This is a genomic window from Natrialba taiwanensis DSM 12281 (assembly GCF_000337595.1).
Taxonomy (GTDB): Archaea; Halobacteriota; Halobacteria; order Halobacteriales; family Natrialbaceae; genus Natrialba; species Natrialba taiwanensis.
In genome coordinates, this window is sequence record NZ_AOIL01000070.1 from 113,419 (window position 1) to 129,307 (window position 15,889).

Sequence of the window (15,889 nt, forward strand, 5' to 3'; positions counted from 1 at the left end):
CGAAACGCTACCAACTAGCTCAGCGAACGAGCCCTCGCGACCAAGCGCTTCGACCGGTGCGATTGTCTCCCCATCCCCGGCATTGACCGCAGTGACCGGCACGATATCGTCAGGTGCCTCCGTTTTCCTCACGGGTGCCAAAACAGCCACTTCAAGCGCCATAAACACCGTTTCTGAGATGTTGAGAACGCATGCGCGGTCATCGTCTCAGGGGATTCCAGTTCGTCGCAATCGCCGCACCGGACGGTGGCGATGGCGGTCGCGACGGCAGAATGCTCGTCGGTCACTCGTTTGCGAAGCCACAGCTGAATTACTGACTAAAAAGTGTGGTACTCTCCACCAGGAAGCGACGAAAGGCGGTACAGCGAATCCGCTACGCGCCGGCGTCTTCGGTCACCGTCACCCAGAAGGTCGTCTCGGCGAGGGCGTCCTCGGCCGTCGGCTCGCTCGGCGGTTCGTCCTCGTAGAGGAGCACGCTAATACGAACGGTTTCACCTGACTCCGCTGTCGGCGTCACCTCGAGTTCTTCCTGTACACTCGAACCGTCTGTAACGGTCGCACTGATCGTGTCGAGTTCAGTTCGGTCGACGACCGCGTCGTCTTCGAGCGTTTGTTGTTGGACGACGGCCGTGTATGTCATCTCTTCACCCGCCTGGTTCTCCATTTCGACCGTAACGGGAACCGACTCGCCGGGTGCGACTTCGTCCTGGATGCCGCCGGTGACGAGGTCACCGCTCTCGTTTTCCGTGTACAGAGCGAGTTGGCTAAACCCACCGGAGGAGACCGGTGCGATCAGGCCAACGAGGAGGGCCCCGGCCGCGACGACGATTGCAACCCCGAGAAGCAGCGACGTGACGGTTACAGCTCCGCTCTCACCCTGGCGAAAGCCGGCCAGAGCGGCAATCGGTGCGACCCGGAACCGTTTCGCCTCGGGGACGCGAAGCCGGCGAATCACGCCGATCTGTGCCACCACGACGGTAAACACACAGAGTGCTGCCGCGGTCGACACAGTTCCAAGTCCCCACTCGGTAACCGCCAACCCGAGTGCGAGCAGGGGCACGACGGCGACCGAAACCGCAAGCGCCAACCCGAGTCGCTCGACCACGTCGATGCCTCGCGGATAGGTTTCGGCATCGACGGCCGTCGCGGTCGTCTCCCGGGCGTCGCGCTCGCCCGCTGGAAACAGTACCGAGACGAGTGCGTATCCCGGGACGAACAGCACGAGCGGCAATGCCGCAAGCAGCCGCAGCGCCGTCTCGTCAGCCACACTCGTGACGGCGACGTACGCGCCGATCGCAACGAGCGAGACGATCGCCAGATCGCCAGGATACCGTCGTACAGACCCGAGCCGGGTCTGCGTGCTCGTTCGTAAACTCATCTGTGCAACACCACCGCACGCCCGACGGGGCCATCGATACTCACAGTGATTGAACTCGTCACGGAACTCGAACGCGCTGTAACAACCATCTCGTCTCTCGCCTCCACGAATGTCCGCTTTGTTATGTGCGGTATATTACAATCTGCTATCATTTTTTGATCCCACTATCAGCCATCGGTGTACGACCCACAGCGCAGTTCCCGATGTCCTGGCCTGTCTCGGACGTTCTATCCCGACCTCAGGGACACAGACCGAGCAGTCGCTCTGCACTCGTCACCGCACGCATACGGAACTGCAGAAAAAGACGGCTACCGCGGTCAGAAGTCGACGTATTGTTCCTCCCACTCCCGCCGGTCATCGATCTGTTGGCGCCCATCATCGGTAATCGCGTAGTAGTTCGTTCGCCTGTCGAGCTGCCCTTTCTCGACCAGTTCTTTGTTGACGAGCGTATCCAGGTTCGGATACAACCGTCCGTGATTGATCTCCGAACTATAGTACTTCTCGACTTCGTCCTTGACAGTCTGTCCAGAAGGCTGGTCTGCGCCTGCAATGACGTACAGCAGATCGCGCTGGAAACCGGTCAGATCGTGCATTGCTCAATCACAGTGACCGTACCACAGAATAGATATTTGTTATCCGTATCATACAGTGCTGTTAGTACTTCTTTCAGTATTTTTCAAAGTGTCTAAATCGATTGTTCCCGTGACAACCATCCGTTCATGACTGTCCAAGAACCCTGAATATCGGCTTGTCTGTATTTTTCACGATTATTAACATCCCAACATCACGAACGGGCGGATGACATACGCACGCACGCCCCTCCGCGCATACTCCGTCACTCGTCGGTCACAGAGAGCGCGACATCGATACCCTCGTCGTCAATCCGGACGCGCACCTGTTCGACGGTCGCCTCGTACGCCGTCGTGTGCGATCCGTCGTCCTCGAACCGAACACATTCGGCGAGGAGATCTCCCTCGAGCAAATTATTTATCCGTCGATACACCGTCGCGGACGAGCTATCAGTCCGATCGGTCAGTTCCTTCGCCGTCTTCGGTCCTGAACTCGTTGCGACGAGGATCGTCCGCGCGCATTCGTCGCCGAGAACGTCGAGTTGGACTGTCGACTCAGTCGCCGGGTTCGATTGGGTATTACTCGCTTTCGTGGACATCGTCGTACTCACCTGGTATGGTCCAGCAATCAAACTGGTAAGCGAAAGCGGTATTTTATAACGATGTGCCTTCGAGACGGAAAGTCACGCATTCCGGCGCGAAACATGGGATTTCGATATCGAAACCGATCCTTTCGGTCAGTGAGATTCACGGTCACAGCGTCGTTTCCCACCGAACACGGTCCAACCGATCCAAATTCGGATTGAAGTCGACTCGGATCAATTCTGAGCAGAACGCCCGAGATGTCCGGATAGAGCCGCTATTCGGCGGGAAACCGTGCATTTCTCCAGCGCAGATCCACCGATGAGAGTGAACAGTCGCAGTCCTTTATTCGGATCTGCCCCCCTCGGTTGGAATGCGCTAAACCGCTCCCATACCCACCATCCACCATGAACTCTCCACACCAAAACTGGCGACCGATGGAATCGTCGACCGCAGGTGCCCGCTGTCGCAACTGCGATACACACGTCACCCAACAGTTCGCCCGCGTCTTCGGCGACAACGGCGACATCGTCCACGGCTGTCCGGCCTGTACAACATATCGTGAGATGCAATCCGGTGGCCACCTCCCCGGTACCGAATCCGACTGACTCCACGACTGCTCGCCGAGACACGACCGGAATCGGTCGAACGACGTACAATTTTTATCGCAGACGACTGGTACTGATCGAATTGGTACCCGTGTGAAAATCGGATCGTAATCGCGTTGTGCCGCCATCAGTACTATCCTGACCGCGTTCACCGCCGGATGATTCCGTCCGTATTCATATAACAACTAATACCGCAGGTTAAAGTCAGTGGTCAGCAAAGTGGAGGACGTGCATGAGAGACGATGATGGACTGTGCGTCGAGACACGACAAATGACTGATACATAAGCAATGTCTGTCCAGAGGAGTCGTCCCGAGTCGCTCGCAGAAAGCGAGGTCTTTCACATTCTCGGCAACGACAGACGACGAGCAATCGTCCAACTACTCGCACACCAATCCGGACAGGTCGATGTCTCGGACATCGCGACCGAAATCGCCGCCACCGAGTCCGAAACGACATCAGTACCGAATAACCTCTACAAAAGCGTCTACGTCTCCCTCCAACAGACGCATCTCCCTCAACTCGAGGAAGACGCAGTCATCGAGTACGATTCGGACACCAAAACAATCCAACCGGGTCCGAACTTCGAGGACGTTATCACCTATATCGACGGCCACGATGGTGATCACACTCGAGTTCTCCAACTCCACCTTGCCGCCTGCGTCATCGGTCTCGGCCTCATCGTCCTCACCGGACTCGACCTCCCGCTGCTTTCCAGTCTCGATCCCGTCCTCTGGAGCGTTCTCATTCTGGTCGCCATCGCCGGGAGCAGCCTCTACCGACTCTTCGCTTGAACTCTCGCCACTCACCTACCGCTCGCGCCAGCAGGGAGACTCTTTTCACGCCGCACTCACCGACCGCGACACTCAACGGTCGCTGCACTCAAATGCGCAAGAGCCACCGTTTACAACACTCTTCCTGGCGATTTCACTCGCCACAACTATCGTTTTCGCCACAACAGAGACAACGCTACCACGCGCTCCCACGACAGCACCTGATCCGCACGGAACGAAAAAATCGGCTGACCGACAGCACTTCCGACTTACGCGAGTGCCGCAGCCACGTTCGCGCTCGGTCCCGACTCCTCGGCTGCTGAACTCGTCGTCATGTCGTCCATTCCCGAGTCGTGCATACTGACAACGATGATCGTTGCCTGTTCGATCGTAACGGAAATCTCGGAGTCGTCACTAGTGTCGGTGTCAGTACCAGTGTCGGTGTCGGTATCGCCATCAGTCTCTTCCGCATCGTCAGTCATCGCTTCGTCAGTATCGCCGTTGGTCTCGGTATCGTTGTAGTCGTCTGTGTCGTCCGCTTCGGTATCCGTCTCTTCGACGCCGTTTTCGGTTTCGGTCTCAGTCTCGGTTTCGGTCTCGGTACTCGCATTGTCCGAGTCCTCGATTCCGGTCGTCGTGGAGTCGTTCTCCGCGACACCGTTGTCGTCTTCGATACCATCGTCAGTAGCATTGGTATCAGCCGCCGCCGAATCGGCCTCGGTATCCGTCTCGTGGCCATCCTCACCGGTGTCGGTACCGTTCTCGACCCCAGTATCAGCACTGTCGTCAGCACCGAAGACGAAGATGGTCGCCTGTTCGATCGTTATCTCGTGTTCACCGGCATCGGCATCTCCGACCGCTGATTCATCGGTTGCGTCGTCGTGCTCATCGTCAGCGGCACCGTCACTGGCGTTCTGGTCGTTCGTCTCCTCCGACGGCTCCGTCTCAGTGGTCTCGTCGTCCGTTTCTGGGGATTCGGTCTCCGTCTCGTTCATTGCGTCGTCGTCCCCAGCATCACAGCACGTATCTTCCGTGGCAGCTTCGTCTGATTCGTTTTCGACGGGAGCAGTCGTGTCGTTCTCCCCGTTTTCGTCATCGAGTTCAGTGTCGTTGGTGTCGTCGGTGGTGGTGTTAGTGTCGGTTTCGGTGTCAGTGGTGGTTTCAGTTTCAGTTTCGGTGTCGGTGTCGACATCCATCTCGTCCTCGGATTCGGTGGTGTCGGGCTGTTCGTCAGCCGCTGAATCGAATCCCTGAACGAGGACGAAGATCGTCGCACGCTCGATCGTGATCTCGCTCTGGTTGCCGTTGGTCATCTCGTCCGCCGGCAGGTCGTCTGCGCTGTGGAGTAGGACGAAGATGGTGGCGTTCTCGATGGATGCCGTGCTAACGGAGTCCGTTTCTGTTTCTGTGTCTGGTTCTGTCTCAGAGTCTGTTTCCGTCTCAGTGTCAGTCTCTGTCTCGGTAGTCGTCTCGGTGTCCGTGCCAGTGTCAGTTTCAGTGTCGGTTTCGGTCTCGGTGGTAGTTTCGGTGTCAGTGTCAGTCTCTGTCTCAGTGTCCGCAGCCGTTTCGTTTTCACCGTTCGGTTGCATCGCACCGTCACCGGCATAGTCGCCCATGGACGACTCCATTCCGCCTGGACCGAGTGGGGCGATCGTTGGCTGTTCGATCGTCACTTCGATCTGTTTCTCGTCGGACATGGCGTCGTCGTCGCTGCACTCGAAGCCGTGTGCGACAAGGGTCGCCCGATTGATCGTGACGGTGAGTTCACCATCGCCAGCGGCGGTGTCGGCTGGCTGATCGTCGACAGGTTGGTCATCCGTCGGTTCGTCATCCGCCGGCTGCTCAGCTGCAGGCGTGTCGTTCGCTGGCTGCTCGTCTTCGGGTGCATCAGCGGCTGGCTGATCGTCTGCCGGTTCGCCGTCCGCTGGTTGCTCATCTGCTGGCTGCTCGTCTGCCGGTTTATCGTCCGCCGATTCGTTAGCCGCCGGCTGCTCGTCTGCCGACTCGGTGTCGTTAGCTGGCATCTCAGCAGCGCCGTTGTCGGCCGTTCCGTTCGCTTCGACCGTTACAACTGCCTCAGCAGTGACGGCGTCGCCTGCATCGGTGACGTACGGGCCGTCCTCTTGGCCGTCAGTCTCGACGAAATCGTACTCCTGGTTGTCGTTCGTGTCGAGGTGCGGCATGGCGACCAGCGTTTCGTCCTCAGTAAGCGGCTCGTCGAGCGTAATCTCGATGTTCTCGTGCGTCCCTGGTTCGAGGTATGCTGACGTACCGATCACGCTCTCGATAGCCTCTCCAACGAGAAGACTACTGTTGTGAATCGTCACGAAGCCCCCGTCAGGAAGCGTTGCCTCCTCCACGACGACCGTCTCGCCCGCCGTCGTCTGGTCTTCGAAGGTCACCGTCGCCGTCTGTGCCGGTCCGTCATCACTTCCATTATCGCCGGCTTCTGCATCGCCGTTCGTTCCTGTCTCATCGGAGGTTTCCGCCTCGTCTGTCGCCCCCGAGTCCATCTCCGCCTCCGACGCTGTCGTCTCGGTTGCTGTCTCTCCCTCGTTACTGCTCTCCTCGTGTGCCTGGTCGCTCGTGTTCCCACTAGCACTCGCCGATGTTGCCCCCGCGACCATCGCAACACCCGAGGTTATCATCATCAGTGTGATGAGCAGTACGAGTAGCTTCTTGCGTACGTTCATAGTGTGCCGTTGAAGGCACTCGTTCATCGCTGGAGTGGCGCTTAAACTGCCACAACCATTTCGGCAGGAAACTGTACACTACGCGTTCCTGACGCCAGACACGCCAATCCCGTCGCCTGCAGAAAGGACGGATTGAGAACCACAACGACACCAGTCGCCGTTCGACATTCGCCGTACTTGTTGTCGCCCTTCAGTGTGCGCCCCCGATTCGCCACACATTACTCATACTCGCGACAGATGATACATAACACACGGAACATAACACACGACACGCGATGTGCGATACACTACTCGTTCGACTGCTCCGGCGACTTCGACGCCGTCGGCTCGTGCCCCGGCAAACAGACCAAATTCTCCCGTCCCAGCCGTAACTTGGTAACCTGATCGTCCTCCTCGAGTTCAGCCAGCAGCCGGCTCACCTTCGCTTTCGACCAGTCGACCGAGTCAACGATACGGGACTGTTTCATGCGCCCCCCGTTCTCGCGGATGAGTTTGTGGACCTGTTCCTGGTCGGTCATGAACTCGTCGCGGTGGGAGTCGTAGTTGGGGTTGTGCTTGTGTCGACGATTGTAGCCGGGTCCGTGCTCGCTGTCGTGGTCGTAATCGTGTTCGGAGGTGTCACCGTAGCTGTCGGCCCTGCGATTCTGTAACCGATCTCGAGCGACGAGGATAGTGCCCAGGGCAGTCAAGAGGAGTAATCCGAGGAGTGCTGCGAGATGGGCACCACTGCTCGTTTGAAGTGGCACCGCAGAAAAAGTCGGCTCGAATCCGACGCGTTCAGCGACTGCGGCGTGGTCGCTAGCCGAGCGAAGCAGTCCCGCGTCGGAGACGGTGGTGGGGAAGTGGATGCTCATGATGACGACGAACGAAGACTCGCTCACTCGTTTCTGAACCGTCGACACCCGCCTTCAAAGTATTTTTTATGGGTCATGTATTGTTATTACTTGCTAAGTATATCACAGAAAGTGGTGTGTGCGGGAATCCGACGCGATACTGGAGCAGTCTCCGTCCGGTTTCGAAGGATACCGTAGCCGTTGGTAATTCGATTTTACCAGTGAGCGATAATCCGGCTGGAAGGCCGATGCGTGAGCGGAAGCCAGTGGGAGCCGACACCCGTCTCACCATCAGATGCCCGGGACACCGGCGGCCTCGAAACCGGTGATGCCGAGGACTGCGAGGACGTACAGGATGACCAGGACCGAGATCCAGGCGACGATCGTGATCGCGATCGCATCAACCCAGCCGCCAGGATAGCGGGCGTTGATTACAGCAAGGTACGCGACGAAGACCAGGAGCGGGCCGAGCAGCGGAATCCAGCCGAGGAAGAGCCCGACGACCGCCCAGACGACCGCTCCGATCAACGCGGTGATGAACGCGTACGTGTAGTCGTCCGTATCGACGACGAACCTGGCACCGAGGAAGATGCCGAGCGCGCCGATGAGCAGGCTAACCACGAACACGATGAGGTTCTCGATCATAGACTGAGTGAGTCCCCCCATACCGATAGTTATCACTCACCTACACGAACTGGACTGCATAATTAATCCGTCTATCAATACGCTGTTCGTCGGCGTTCGCGCCGGTTCTTCCGGGAAATTACGCAGTACTTTCGTAACGAAGACGAGGCGTTATCGGGGAGCAGTTGTCGGTTTGTCACTCCCCCTTCGAGTTCGTCTCGATTGCAATTACACGCTCTTTTCGCTCTCCCGATGTCTAATTCACTCCTGTGAATACTGCTCGTGCTGTGTCGCCATCGCCGCCCGCTGTGAACTCGTCGTGGACCGGTCGGTCTCCTGGACGAGAGACCGAATCCCCGACTCGAGACCCACCTGCGCCTCGAACTCGAGTTCACGGCGCGCCTTGGTGATATCTGCGCCACTGTGTCTGATGTCGCCGGGTCGGGGTTCTCGGTGGACGATCTGGGCGGTGGAGCCGACCGCGTCCCGAACGAGTTCAGCGAGGTCGCGGATCGACGTGCGTTCGCCGGTGCCGATGTTGTAGGCGGTGCCGACGGCGTCGGTCGTCGCCGCTTGCAGGTTTGCCCGGACGATGTCGGAAACGTGGACGAAGTCCCGCGTCTGTTCGCCGTCACCGTCGATGGTGATCGGATCGTCCGCCCGCGCCTGGTCGAGAAACGTGGAGATGACGCCGCTGTAGGGGCCTTGCTGGCGCGGGCCGTAGGCGTTGAAGTAGCGGAGCGCAACGGTAGGCAGGTCGTAGAGTTCGGCGTAGCGGCGGGTGTACTGGTCGAGAGCGAGTTTCTGGATTCCGTAGGGAGAGTTCGGGTCCGTCGATGCGGTTTCGGAGATCGGGAGTTCATCGGGGTGGCCGTAGACCGCGGCGCTCGAAGCGACGACGACCCGTGCGTCTTCCTGGCGAGCCTGCTCCAAGACGAGGAGACTGGCGTCGAGATTCGTTTCATTGCTCCGTCTTGGAGCGTCGACGCTTCGGGAGACGCTGACGAGAGCGGCCTGGTGGAAGATCAGATCGACGCCGCGAGCGGCTCGCTGGAGTGCCATGGGGTCGCTGATGTCGCCGTCGATCACGGTGACGTTGTCGTGGACAGTCGTCGAATCCGTCGTTTCAGTCGACGTTGCTGGTGATTCCGATGCTGAGGCCGATGTCGATGTTGGTGTCGATGTCGATCCTGAGACCGACGCTGACACGGGCGGAAGATACTCCCGAGAGCCGGTCGAGAAGTTATCGAGCACGCGAACCTCGTTGTGCGGAGCCAACGCACCGACGAGATGGCTCCCGATGAACCCCGCACCACCGGTTACGAGGACTGTGCTGTCGCGGATCGCTGGCGAGGTCATTACTCCCGCGAGGACGGCCGCTCGGTTTAGTATAGCACTCCTCCCGCCGCCGTACACGGAGCCTACGCCACTGCCGAGGACGATCCGAACTCGAGCGGGAGAGACAGAAGCTATATGCGCCCGCCTCGGCAACGCTATGGCACCTATGAGCGTCGACCTCGTCGTGCGAAACTGCATCGTCGTCACGCCCGCCGGGCGGTCGCCGAACTCGGGGGTCGCCGTCGAGGACGGAACCGTCGTCGCCGTCGGCCGGAGCGACCGGCTCCCCGACGCCGATCGCGTCGTCGACGGCGAGGGCAAGGTCTTAGTCCCCGGCATCGTCGACTGTCACATCCACAACCGCGAGCCCGGGCTTGAGTACAAGGAAGACTGGGAGTCCGCGACGCGCGCGGCCGCCGCGGGCGGCGTCACGACCGTCGTCGGAATGCCGAACACCGACCCGGTGATCGACCGCCCCGAGCACCTCGAACTGAAATTCGAGCGCGGCGAGGCCTCGGCACACATCGATTTCCAGAGCTACGTCGTCGTCACCTCGGAGAACCTCGACCGGATTTCGGCGCTGGACGAGGCCGGCGCGCTCGGCTACAAGATTTTCCTCGGCTCCACCGTCGGCGACGTGCCGCCGCCGAACGACGGCGAGATTCTGGAGGCGATGAAGCGCATCCGCGAGACCGGCAAACGACTCGGCTTCCACGAGGAAAACGGCGAGATCATCGATCACTACACGGCGCAGTTCAAGGCGGACGGCAAGACCGACCCAATCGACCACTCTCACTCTCGGCCCGTCATCGCCGAGCAAGAGGCCGTCGAACGGATGATCACCTTCGCCGAGGAGACCGGCACGAAGGTCCACATGTTCCACGTCTCCTCGGGGTCGGCCGCCGAAGCCGTCGCTCGCGGGAAGGACCGCGGCGTCGATGTGACCGCGGAGACGACGCCGCACTACCTCTGGTTCACCGAGGACGTCATGCGCGACGTCGGGAATCCCGCGCGCATCCAGCCGCCGATCCGGGACGCCGACGAGCGCGACCGACTCTGGGCGGTCGGCATGGACGAGGGCGCAATCGACTGTATCGCGACGGACCACGCCCCGCACACCCCCGAAGAGAAGAAAGTCGACGATCCGTTCGGCAACACCTGGGACGCTATCTCCGGCTTCGTCGGCCTCGAAACCGAGATTCCCGCGTTGCTCACCTTCGTCGATCAGGGACGGCTCACGCTCGAGGAGTGGGTCTACCGCCACGCGGTCCGTCCAGCGCAAGTTTGGGGGATGTATCCCCAGAAAGGATCGTTACAGGTCGGTACGGACGCGGACTTTACGATCGTCGACCCCGACCGCGAGTGGACGCTCGAAGACCGCGACGAACTCCATTCGAAGAACTGCGTCACGCCCTTCGTCGGCGAAACGTTCACCGGCGACGCGGTCGCGACGGTCGTCCGCGGCGAGTTCGTCTACGAAGACGGCACCGTGGTCGGCGAATCCGGATACGGGACGCGAGTTGACGTAGACGACGGCGACTAGTGCGGGCGCTGGTTCCGGTACGCGAAGCCATCGCTCGAAGACAGCGCGTGCCGCCCGCATCGCAAAGCCGAAACCGACATTACCGAACCGACCACACTGTCTGACAGTGACCCGTGTCTGTCTCATCGGGACTGACGACTGTACCCTCCAGTACGAACTCCTCTCCCGCGAGACCGCTCGCGAGGCTCTGACAACCTACGATCTCCGACGCCCCTTCGAAAACACGATCGCACTGCGAACCGTCAGCGTCGGCGCTGCCGTCTCCCTGCTAAACGATCTCGACTGGTATCTTACTCGCTTCGTCGACGCAGCACTCGTCCAGGACCCCAGCGTGAGCGAAGACGAATGGCTCTCGCGTGAACTCGCGACGGAACTGCGAAACGGGGCGATCGAACCGGACGAAACCGCCGAGTTCTGTAAGATCTACGGCGTCGAACGGGTCGAACCGACAGGTGCGTCGGCGTCAGAGCAAGCGCAAGCGGACGAGTCGGGGACGGAGATGACTGAAACCGCTGAGAGAACCGCCACAACCGAAGCCGCCGAATCAGCCAAAGCAGCCGAAACGGCTGTCACAACCGATGAAACGTCATCACCCCACCGCCAACCGCAAACGCGGCGGCTCGTCGAACCGCTCTACGTCCGCCGAACGGACGACACGCTGCCCGAATACGACCTCAGGGATGTCGACTCGACGCTCGTCGTTCGGCTCACCGAAGCCGAACACTCGCCCTGAACTCTGTTGTGATCGATTCCGAACGCGAAAATCGTGCGTTTCGGATGTGCAAGAGAACGGATCAGTGGAGACGAACCGACAGACTCACTCCTCCGTCTCTGTCTCTGATTCCGCCTCCGAGGCAGTATCTGATCCGATGACAGACGTGGATGAACTCGCACTACCGCTCCCCGAAGCCATACTCGGGCTGTGTTCGTCCCCATTTTCATCGACGACCGTCACCGAGAGTTTCGTCGCCGGCTCGTCGGGGAAGGTGGCGCGGACGAGTGCGCCAGCGGTTCCTACTTGTTCGGCACAGGCTTGGTCCGGTGCTTCGTTGCTGACTGCAGCCTCGATATCTAGCCTTTCACCATCGAGTTCAGTAGACTCGACCACCAGCTTATGACAGAGGTCCGGCGAACCGGCCTCAATAGAGACAAGCCTCGAGTTCTCGAACTCTGTGTCGTCGACGAATCCGGAGGTGTCCTCGTCGACATCGTGGTCAGCGAGCCAGCCGTCGGCGTCATCACGTGACTGAAGATACTCGATTTCGGGGTTGTCGGAGATATCCGGTCGGTGGTACTGATGGGTTTCCGTAGTCAGTTCGTCCTCGCCATTTCCGGTGTCGTCGCTCTCGTTCCCGTTTGCCGACTCGTTTCCGTTTTCGTTCCCGTTCCCGTCGGAGTTGGGCCCGGCACCGGGATCCGGATCGTCGTCATCGTTGCTATTGTTCGCGACGCAACCGGCTGTGAGCGCGAGTAGTCCTGCGGTGCTACCGAGGAGCGTCCGTCTGGAGGGTGGTGACATCGCTATGCCGTCCTACATCGGGCCGGATAAAGATGATTACCCTAGGTGAAAGAGCGATTTTGGCTACGCGTTACCCGAACAGTCCGGTCGACAGATACCGCTCGCCGCTGTCCCAGAAGACCGTCACGACGAGCGGACAGTCCTCGATATCCGTGCCGCCGTCCGGTTCCGGCGTCGCCGGCTGCTGGCGATCGAACGCGTCCGGGATTTCCGGACACCCACCGGCAGGGTCGGCGATTTCGGTGGCGATTCTGTTCGCGACCAGACTCGTCGCGCCGCTCGACTGCCCGACGAGAATGCCCTCTTCGCGGGCGAGGCGGCGACACTCGTCCTCGGCGTCTTCCAGTCTGACCGTCTCGACGCGGTCGACCAGGTCCAGATCGAGGTTGTCGCTGACGAATCCCGGCCCCATGCCCTGGAACTCGTCCTCGCCGGACTCGCCGGTCGAGAGGACGGCGTTCCGTTCCGGCTCGACGGCGATGATATCCATCTCGGGGAACGCTTCGCGGAGCCGGCGACCGGTTCCCGAAAGCGTGCCGCCGGTGCCGACGCCGGCGACGAACGCGTCAATTTCGCGGTCGCCGACCTGTTCTAGAATCTCGGCTCCGGTCGTCTGATAGTGGGCCTTCGGGTTGGCCGGGTTCTCGAACTGGCCGAGCTGAACCGCGCCCTGCGCCGCGAGTTCATCCGCGCGTTCGCGGGCGTCTTCCATCTCGCCGTTGACGAGTTCGAGTTCGGCGCCGTAGGCGGCCATGACGCGGCGGCGTTCCTCGGATTTCGAGGCGGGCATGACGATGGTGAGGTCGTAGCCACGGGCGGCGGCGACGAGCGCGAGGCCGATGCCGGTGTTCCCGCTCGTCGGTTCGACGAGCCAGTCGCCGGGTTCGATCGCGCCCTCGCGTTCGGCCGTACGGATCATCTCGCGGGCCGGGCGGTCCTTGGCCGAGCCTCCCGGATTAAAGGATTCGACTTTTGCGGCGACGGTTGCCCCATCCGGTGAGTCGACCTGGACGAGCGGCGAGCCGACGGTGTCCAGGATGCTTCCCTTCATTAGACCAGGGTATGGAGTCGAGACGTAAACCCGTGCTGGACACAGGCAGGACGTGCCGGTGGTGACTCACGTTCTGATAGGATCGCCGTCCAGTCTGCGGGGCGTCAGTTCGACGGCAGCGCAGGCGTCACCGTCTCGGACGCGTCGATGCGCTCTCGGGCGTAGGCGTCCGCCGCATCGAGGACCGTGCAGTCGTCGGTTTCGGCGCGGTCGATCATCTCGCCGAGTCGGTCACCGATCGCTTCGGCCTCCGCGTAGGCCTCGTCGTAGGTGCCGCCGAGGTGTTCCTTGCCGACGGTGATCAGCCCGCCCGCGTTGATCACGTAATCGGGCGCATAGAGGATATCCCGCGCGGCGAGTTCGTCGGCGTGACGCCGCTCCGCAAGGACGTTGTTCGCGGAGCCGGCGACGATGTCGCACTCGAGTTGGTCGATCGTCTCGTCGTTGACGACGCCGCCGACCGCACAGGGAGCGAAGACATCGCAGGGCTGCTCGTAGATATCGTCCGGCGCGACGACATCGACGTCGTGGGCCGCGGTGAACTCGTCGATAGCGTCCCGGTTCACGTCGGAAATCGTCACGGACGCGCCGTGTTCGAGGAGTTCTTCGGCGAGCAGATGGCCGACCTTGCCCAGCCCCTGGACGACGACGTCGAGGTCGCCCGGCGAATCGGTGCCGTAGACGTGCTCGGCACAGGCGCGGATGCCGGAGAAAACACCGTGGGCCGTGACTTCGGAGGGGTTTCCCAGCCCGTCGCTGCCGCCGACGACGTGGTCGGTTTCGCGGGCGACGATGTCCATTTCTTCGGCTCCGGAGTTGATGTCGACCGAGGTGGTATACCGACCGCCGAGACAGTCGACGGCGCGGCCGTAGGCTTCAAGCGCGTCTTCGGTTTTGACCTCGGCCGGATCGCCGACGATGACCGCTTTCCCCCCGCCAAGCGGCAGATCGGCAGCGGCTGCTTTGTAGGTCATCGCCTCGGAGAGACGAAGCACGTCCGTCAGTGCGGCGTCTTCGGACTCGTAATCACGGATGCGCGTCCCGCCGAGGCTTGGTCCGAGACTGGTATCGTGAATCGCGACGATGGCTTGCAATCCCGTCTCCGGATCGGAAAAATACGATACCTGCTCGTGGCCCGGCTCGGCGATCGAATCGAATACCATACTGATAACGCTTGTGTTTGGTGTAAAAATACCACCGACTCGGCGCGGGTCACATTTGTCGCGTGTCAAGTCCGCCCGCTCCGCAGCCGCAATGCCTGTCGGAAACATGGGCGTTAAGCATCCCGGCATCCAATCCGTGCGTATGAGTCTCGAAACCATGCAGCCGAATCCCGCGTGGGACGCCGCCTCTTACGAGGACGCGGTCGATACCCTGGGAGCACACGATGATCTGGTATACACGGTCTGGGGCGGAGACTGGTGTAAGGATTGTCGCCGACTCCTGCCGGACTTCGGGGCTGCCCTCGACGCGGCGGATGTCCCCGAAGACCGAATCGACGAGATCGCCGTCGACGAGGACAAGCAGGGCCCCGGCGTCGACGAGTACGGCATCGAGTTCATTCCGACGATCGTCGTCGAAACCGAGGACGGCGACGAAGTGACTCGCTTCGTCGAGGAAGAAGACGTGCCGCCGGCGATCTGGCTGGCCGAGCGGATCGACGACGAGCGATAGACGATAGGCGATAGAGTCGGTATACGCACCGGAAGGTGGTGGCGGGACACGAGCGAGAAACGGCCCCATCCGACGCTCCGACGGTGCGAGCGAAACGGAGTCCGCTGGAGTTCTTTTGCGTCGCCTCTTGGGTGCGCGTTCAGGGGTGTATATGCGTCTAGCGAACGAAGGGACGGTATGGAGAGCCGGCTTCAGCGATTCGTGGCGGAGGAGCTCTGGCTCCTGGTCGCGATCGTGACGCTTGCGCTCATCAGTCTCGCGGGGGTTGCCGGATTCGGGTTGCTCTCCGGCGCGATTGCCATCGTCGGCTGGTTTCTGCTCACGCCGATACTGCTGTTCTGGGGCGACGAGATTGCAGCGGCCCTCGGTAGCGATCACGAGACGCAAGCGCCGACGCGCGAGCGCGATGCACTCGACGAACTCAAACACCGGTATGCAAGCGGCGAACTCAGCGAGGACGAGTTCGAACATCGGCTCAGTCGACTGCTGGAGGCAGACGACGCGTTCGAGCGCAGCGGATCGAACGGCAGTAGCGAGAGGGAACCGAGAGCGGTCGAGACCGGGAACTCGACCGGACAGGATGCGTCAGTGGATTTTGCCGAGACAGACGGAGATGATGGCAAGGAGCGAGAAGTCGACCGATAGCGACGGGTTCCGGACCGAACATCGAACCCCCAATGACACCGACCGCCGACTCGACACGAG

General features: G+C 60.8%; 16 protein-coding genes. 6 read left to right on the forward strand and 10 right to left on the reverse strand.

Annotation, left to right across the window (positions count from 1 at the left end; translation table 11 throughout):
* Positions 1-373: 373 nt before the first annotated feature.
* The 3 genes from C484_RS21345 to C484_RS21355 all read right to left on the reverse strand — a co-directional run bounded on the left by C484_RS21345 (position 374) and on the right by C484_RS21355 (position 2,546).
* A complete protein-coding gene (locus tag C484_RS21345; RefSeq protein ID WP_006827942.1) occupies positions 374-1,378 on the reverse strand; it encodes a DUF1616 domain-containing protein in 1,005 nt (334 codons plus the stop codon).
* 317 nt (positions 1,379-1,695) lie between these two features.
* Positions 1,696-1,971, reverse strand: coding sequence for a PadR family transcriptional regulator (locus tag C484_RS21350; RefSeq protein ID WP_006109692.1), 276 nt, complete (start codon positions 1,969-1,971; stop codon positions 1,696-1,698).
* 242 nt (positions 1,972-2,213) lie between these two features.
* Positions 2,214-2,546 carry a winged helix-turn-helix domain-containing protein gene (locus C484_RS21355; RefSeq protein WP_006109693.1) on the reverse strand — a complete coding sequence of 111 codons (333 nt, stop codon included), beginning with the start codon at positions 2,544-2,546 and terminating at the stop codon, positions 2,214-2,216.
* A gap of 420 nt (positions 2,547-2,966) precedes the next feature.
* Between C484_RS21355 and C484_RS22640 the strand changes: the two genes are divergently transcribed.
* Together C484_RS22640 and C484_RS21360 are read left to right on the forward strand one after the other, a co-directional pair.
* Complete coding sequence (locus C484_RS22640; RefSeq protein ID WP_006827943.1) at positions 2,967-3,137, forward strand: DUF7563 family protein; 171 nt, start codon at positions 2,967-2,969, stop codon at positions 3,135-3,137.
* A gap of 289 nt (positions 3,138-3,426) precedes the next feature.
* Positions 3,427-3,930, forward strand: coding sequence for a DUF7344 domain-containing protein (locus tag C484_RS21360; protein ID WP_006664222.1), 504 nt, complete (start codon positions 3,427-3,429; stop codon positions 3,928-3,930).
* A gap of 248 nt (positions 3,931-4,178) precedes the next feature.
* Here C484_RS21360 and C484_RS21365 read toward each other — a convergent pair whose 3' ends face one another.
* From C484_RS21365 to C484_RS21380, 4 genes are all read right to left on the reverse strand, one after another.
* The gene (locus tag C484_RS21365) at positions 4,179-6,602 is read right to left on the reverse strand and encodes a DUF7282 domain-containing protein (RefSeq protein WP_006827944.1); all 2,424 of its coding nucleotides are present in this window, start codon (positions 6,600-6,602) and stop codon (positions 4,179-4,181) included.
* A gap of 287 nt (positions 6,603-6,889) precedes the next feature.
* Positions 6,890-7,483, reverse strand: a complete 594-nt coding sequence (locus C484_RS21370; protein WP_006827945.1) for a helix-turn-helix transcriptional regulator — start codon at positions 7,481-7,483, stop codon at positions 6,890-6,892.
* Between the two features lie 243 nt (positions 7,484-7,726).
* The gene (locus C484_RS21375; protein ID WP_006827946.1) at positions 7,727-8,080 is read right to left on the reverse strand and encodes a hypothetical protein; all 354 of its coding nucleotides are present in this window, start codon (positions 8,078-8,080) and stop codon (positions 7,727-7,729) included.
* 240 nt (positions 8,081-8,320) lie between these two features.
* A complete protein-coding gene (locus C484_RS21380; protein ID WP_006827947.1) occupies positions 8,321-9,418 on the reverse strand; it encodes an NAD-dependent epimerase/dehydratase family protein in 1,098 nt (365 codons plus the stop codon).
* A 145-nt stretch (positions 9,419-9,563) separates the two neighbouring features.
* On the opposite strand from C484_RS21380, the gene allB reads away from it, so the two are divergent.
* A complete protein-coding gene (gene allB / locus C484_RS21385) occupies positions 9,564-10,940 on the forward strand; it encodes an allantoinase AllB (RefSeq protein ID WP_006827948.1) in 1,377 nt (458 codons plus the stop codon).
* 106 nt (positions 10,941-11,046) lie between these two features.
* Complete coding sequence (locus tag C484_RS21390) at positions 11,047-11,673, forward strand: DUF5804 family protein (RefSeq protein WP_006827949.1); 627 nt, start codon at positions 11,047-11,049, stop codon at positions 11,671-11,673.
* Between the two features lie 84 nt (positions 11,674-11,757).
* Here C484_RS21390 and C484_RS21395 read toward each other — a convergent pair whose 3' ends face one another.
* From C484_RS21395 to C484_RS21405, 3 genes are all read right to left on the reverse strand, one after another.
* The gene (locus C484_RS21395) at positions 11,758-12,459 is read right to left on the reverse strand and encodes a hypothetical protein (RefSeq protein ID WP_006827950.1); all 702 of its coding nucleotides are present in this window, start codon (positions 12,457-12,459) and stop codon (positions 11,758-11,760) included.
* A gap of 70 nt (positions 12,460-12,529) precedes the next feature.
* Positions 12,530-13,510 carry a PLP-dependent cysteine synthase family protein gene (locus tag C484_RS21400; RefSeq protein ID WP_006827951.1) on the reverse strand — a complete coding sequence of 327 codons (981 nt, stop codon included), beginning with the start codon at positions 13,508-13,510 and terminating at the stop codon, positions 12,530-12,532.
* 104 nt (positions 13,511-13,614) lie between these two features.
* Positions 13,615-14,673 carry a Leu/Phe/Val dehydrogenase gene (locus C484_RS21405; RefSeq protein WP_006827952.1) on the reverse strand — a complete coding sequence of 353 codons (1,059 nt, stop codon included), beginning with the start codon at positions 14,671-14,673 and terminating at the stop codon, positions 13,615-13,617.
* Positions 14,674-14,815: 142 nt separating this feature from the next.
* Here C484_RS21405 and C484_RS21410 point away from each other — a divergent pair, with 142 nt between their 5' ends.
* Positions 14,816-15,184 carry a TlpA family protein disulfide reductase gene (locus tag C484_RS21410; RefSeq protein ID WP_006827953.1) on the forward strand — a complete coding sequence of 123 codons (369 nt, stop codon included), beginning with the start codon at positions 14,816-14,818 and terminating at the stop codon, positions 15,182-15,184.
* A gap of 177 nt (positions 15,185-15,361) precedes the next feature.
* On the forward strand, positions 15,362-15,829 hold the full coding sequence (locus tag C484_RS21415) for an SHOCT domain-containing protein (RefSeq protein WP_006827954.1): 468 nt from the start codon (positions 15,362-15,364) through the stop codon (positions 15,827-15,829).
* Positions 15,830-15,889: the final 60 nt, after the last annotated feature.

Bases quoted from the DNA above. Each gene is read 5' to 3' on its own strand.
- C484_RS22640 (WP_006827943.1), top strand. From the start codon at position 2,967: ATGGAATCGTCGACCGCAGGTGCCCGCTGTCGCAACTGCGATACACAC.
- C484_RS21375 (WP_006827946.1), bottom strand. From the start codon at position 8,080: ATGATCGAGAACCTCATCGTGTTCGTGGTTAGCCTGCTCATCGGCGCG.
- C484_RS21365 (WP_006827944.1), bottom strand. From the start codon at position 6,602: ATGAACGTACGCAAGAAGCTACTCGTACTGCTCATCACACTGATGATG.
- C484_RS21380 (WP_006827947.1), bottom strand. From the start codon at position 9,418: ATGACCTCGCCAGCGATCCGCGACAGCACAGTCCTCGTAACCGGTGGT.
- C484_RS21405 (WP_006827952.1), bottom strand. From the start codon at position 14,673: ATGGTATTCGATTCGATCGCCGAGCCGGGCCACGAGCAGGTATCGTAT.
- C484_RS21415 (WP_006827954.1), top strand. From the start codon at position 15,362: ATGGAGAGCCGGCTTCAGCGATTCGTGGCGGAGGAGCTCTGGCTCCTG.
- C484_RS21360 (WP_006664222.1), top strand. From the start codon at position 3,427: ATGTCTGTCCAGAGGAGTCGTCCCGAGTCGCTCGCAGAAAGCGAGGTC.
- C484_RS21410 (WP_006827953.1), top strand. From the start codon at position 14,816: ATGAGTCTCGAAACCATGCAGCCGAATCCCGCGTGGGACGCCGCCTCT.
- C484_RS21395 (WP_006827950.1), bottom strand. From the start codon at position 12,459: ATGTCACCACCCTCCAGACGGACGCTCCTCGGTAGCACCGCAGGACTA.
- C484_RS21350 (WP_006109692.1), bottom strand. From the start codon at position 1,971: ATGCACGATCTGACCGGTTTCCAGCGCGATCTGCTGTACGTCATTGCA.
- C484_RS21345 (WP_006827942.1), bottom strand. From the start codon at position 1,378: ATGAGTTTACGAACGAGCACGCAGACCCGGCTCGGGTCTGTACGACGG.
- C484_RS21355 (WP_006109693.1), bottom strand. From the start codon at position 2,546: ATGTCCACGAAAGCGAGTAATACCCAATCGAACCCGGCGACTGAGTCG.
- C484_RS21400 (WP_006827951.1), bottom strand. From the start codon at position 13,510: ATGAAGGGAAGCATCCTGGACACCGTCGGCTCGCCGCTCGTCCAGGTC.
- allB (WP_006827948.1), top strand. From the start codon at position 9,564: ATGAGCGTCGACCTCGTCGTGCGAAACTGCATCGTCGTCACGCCCGCC.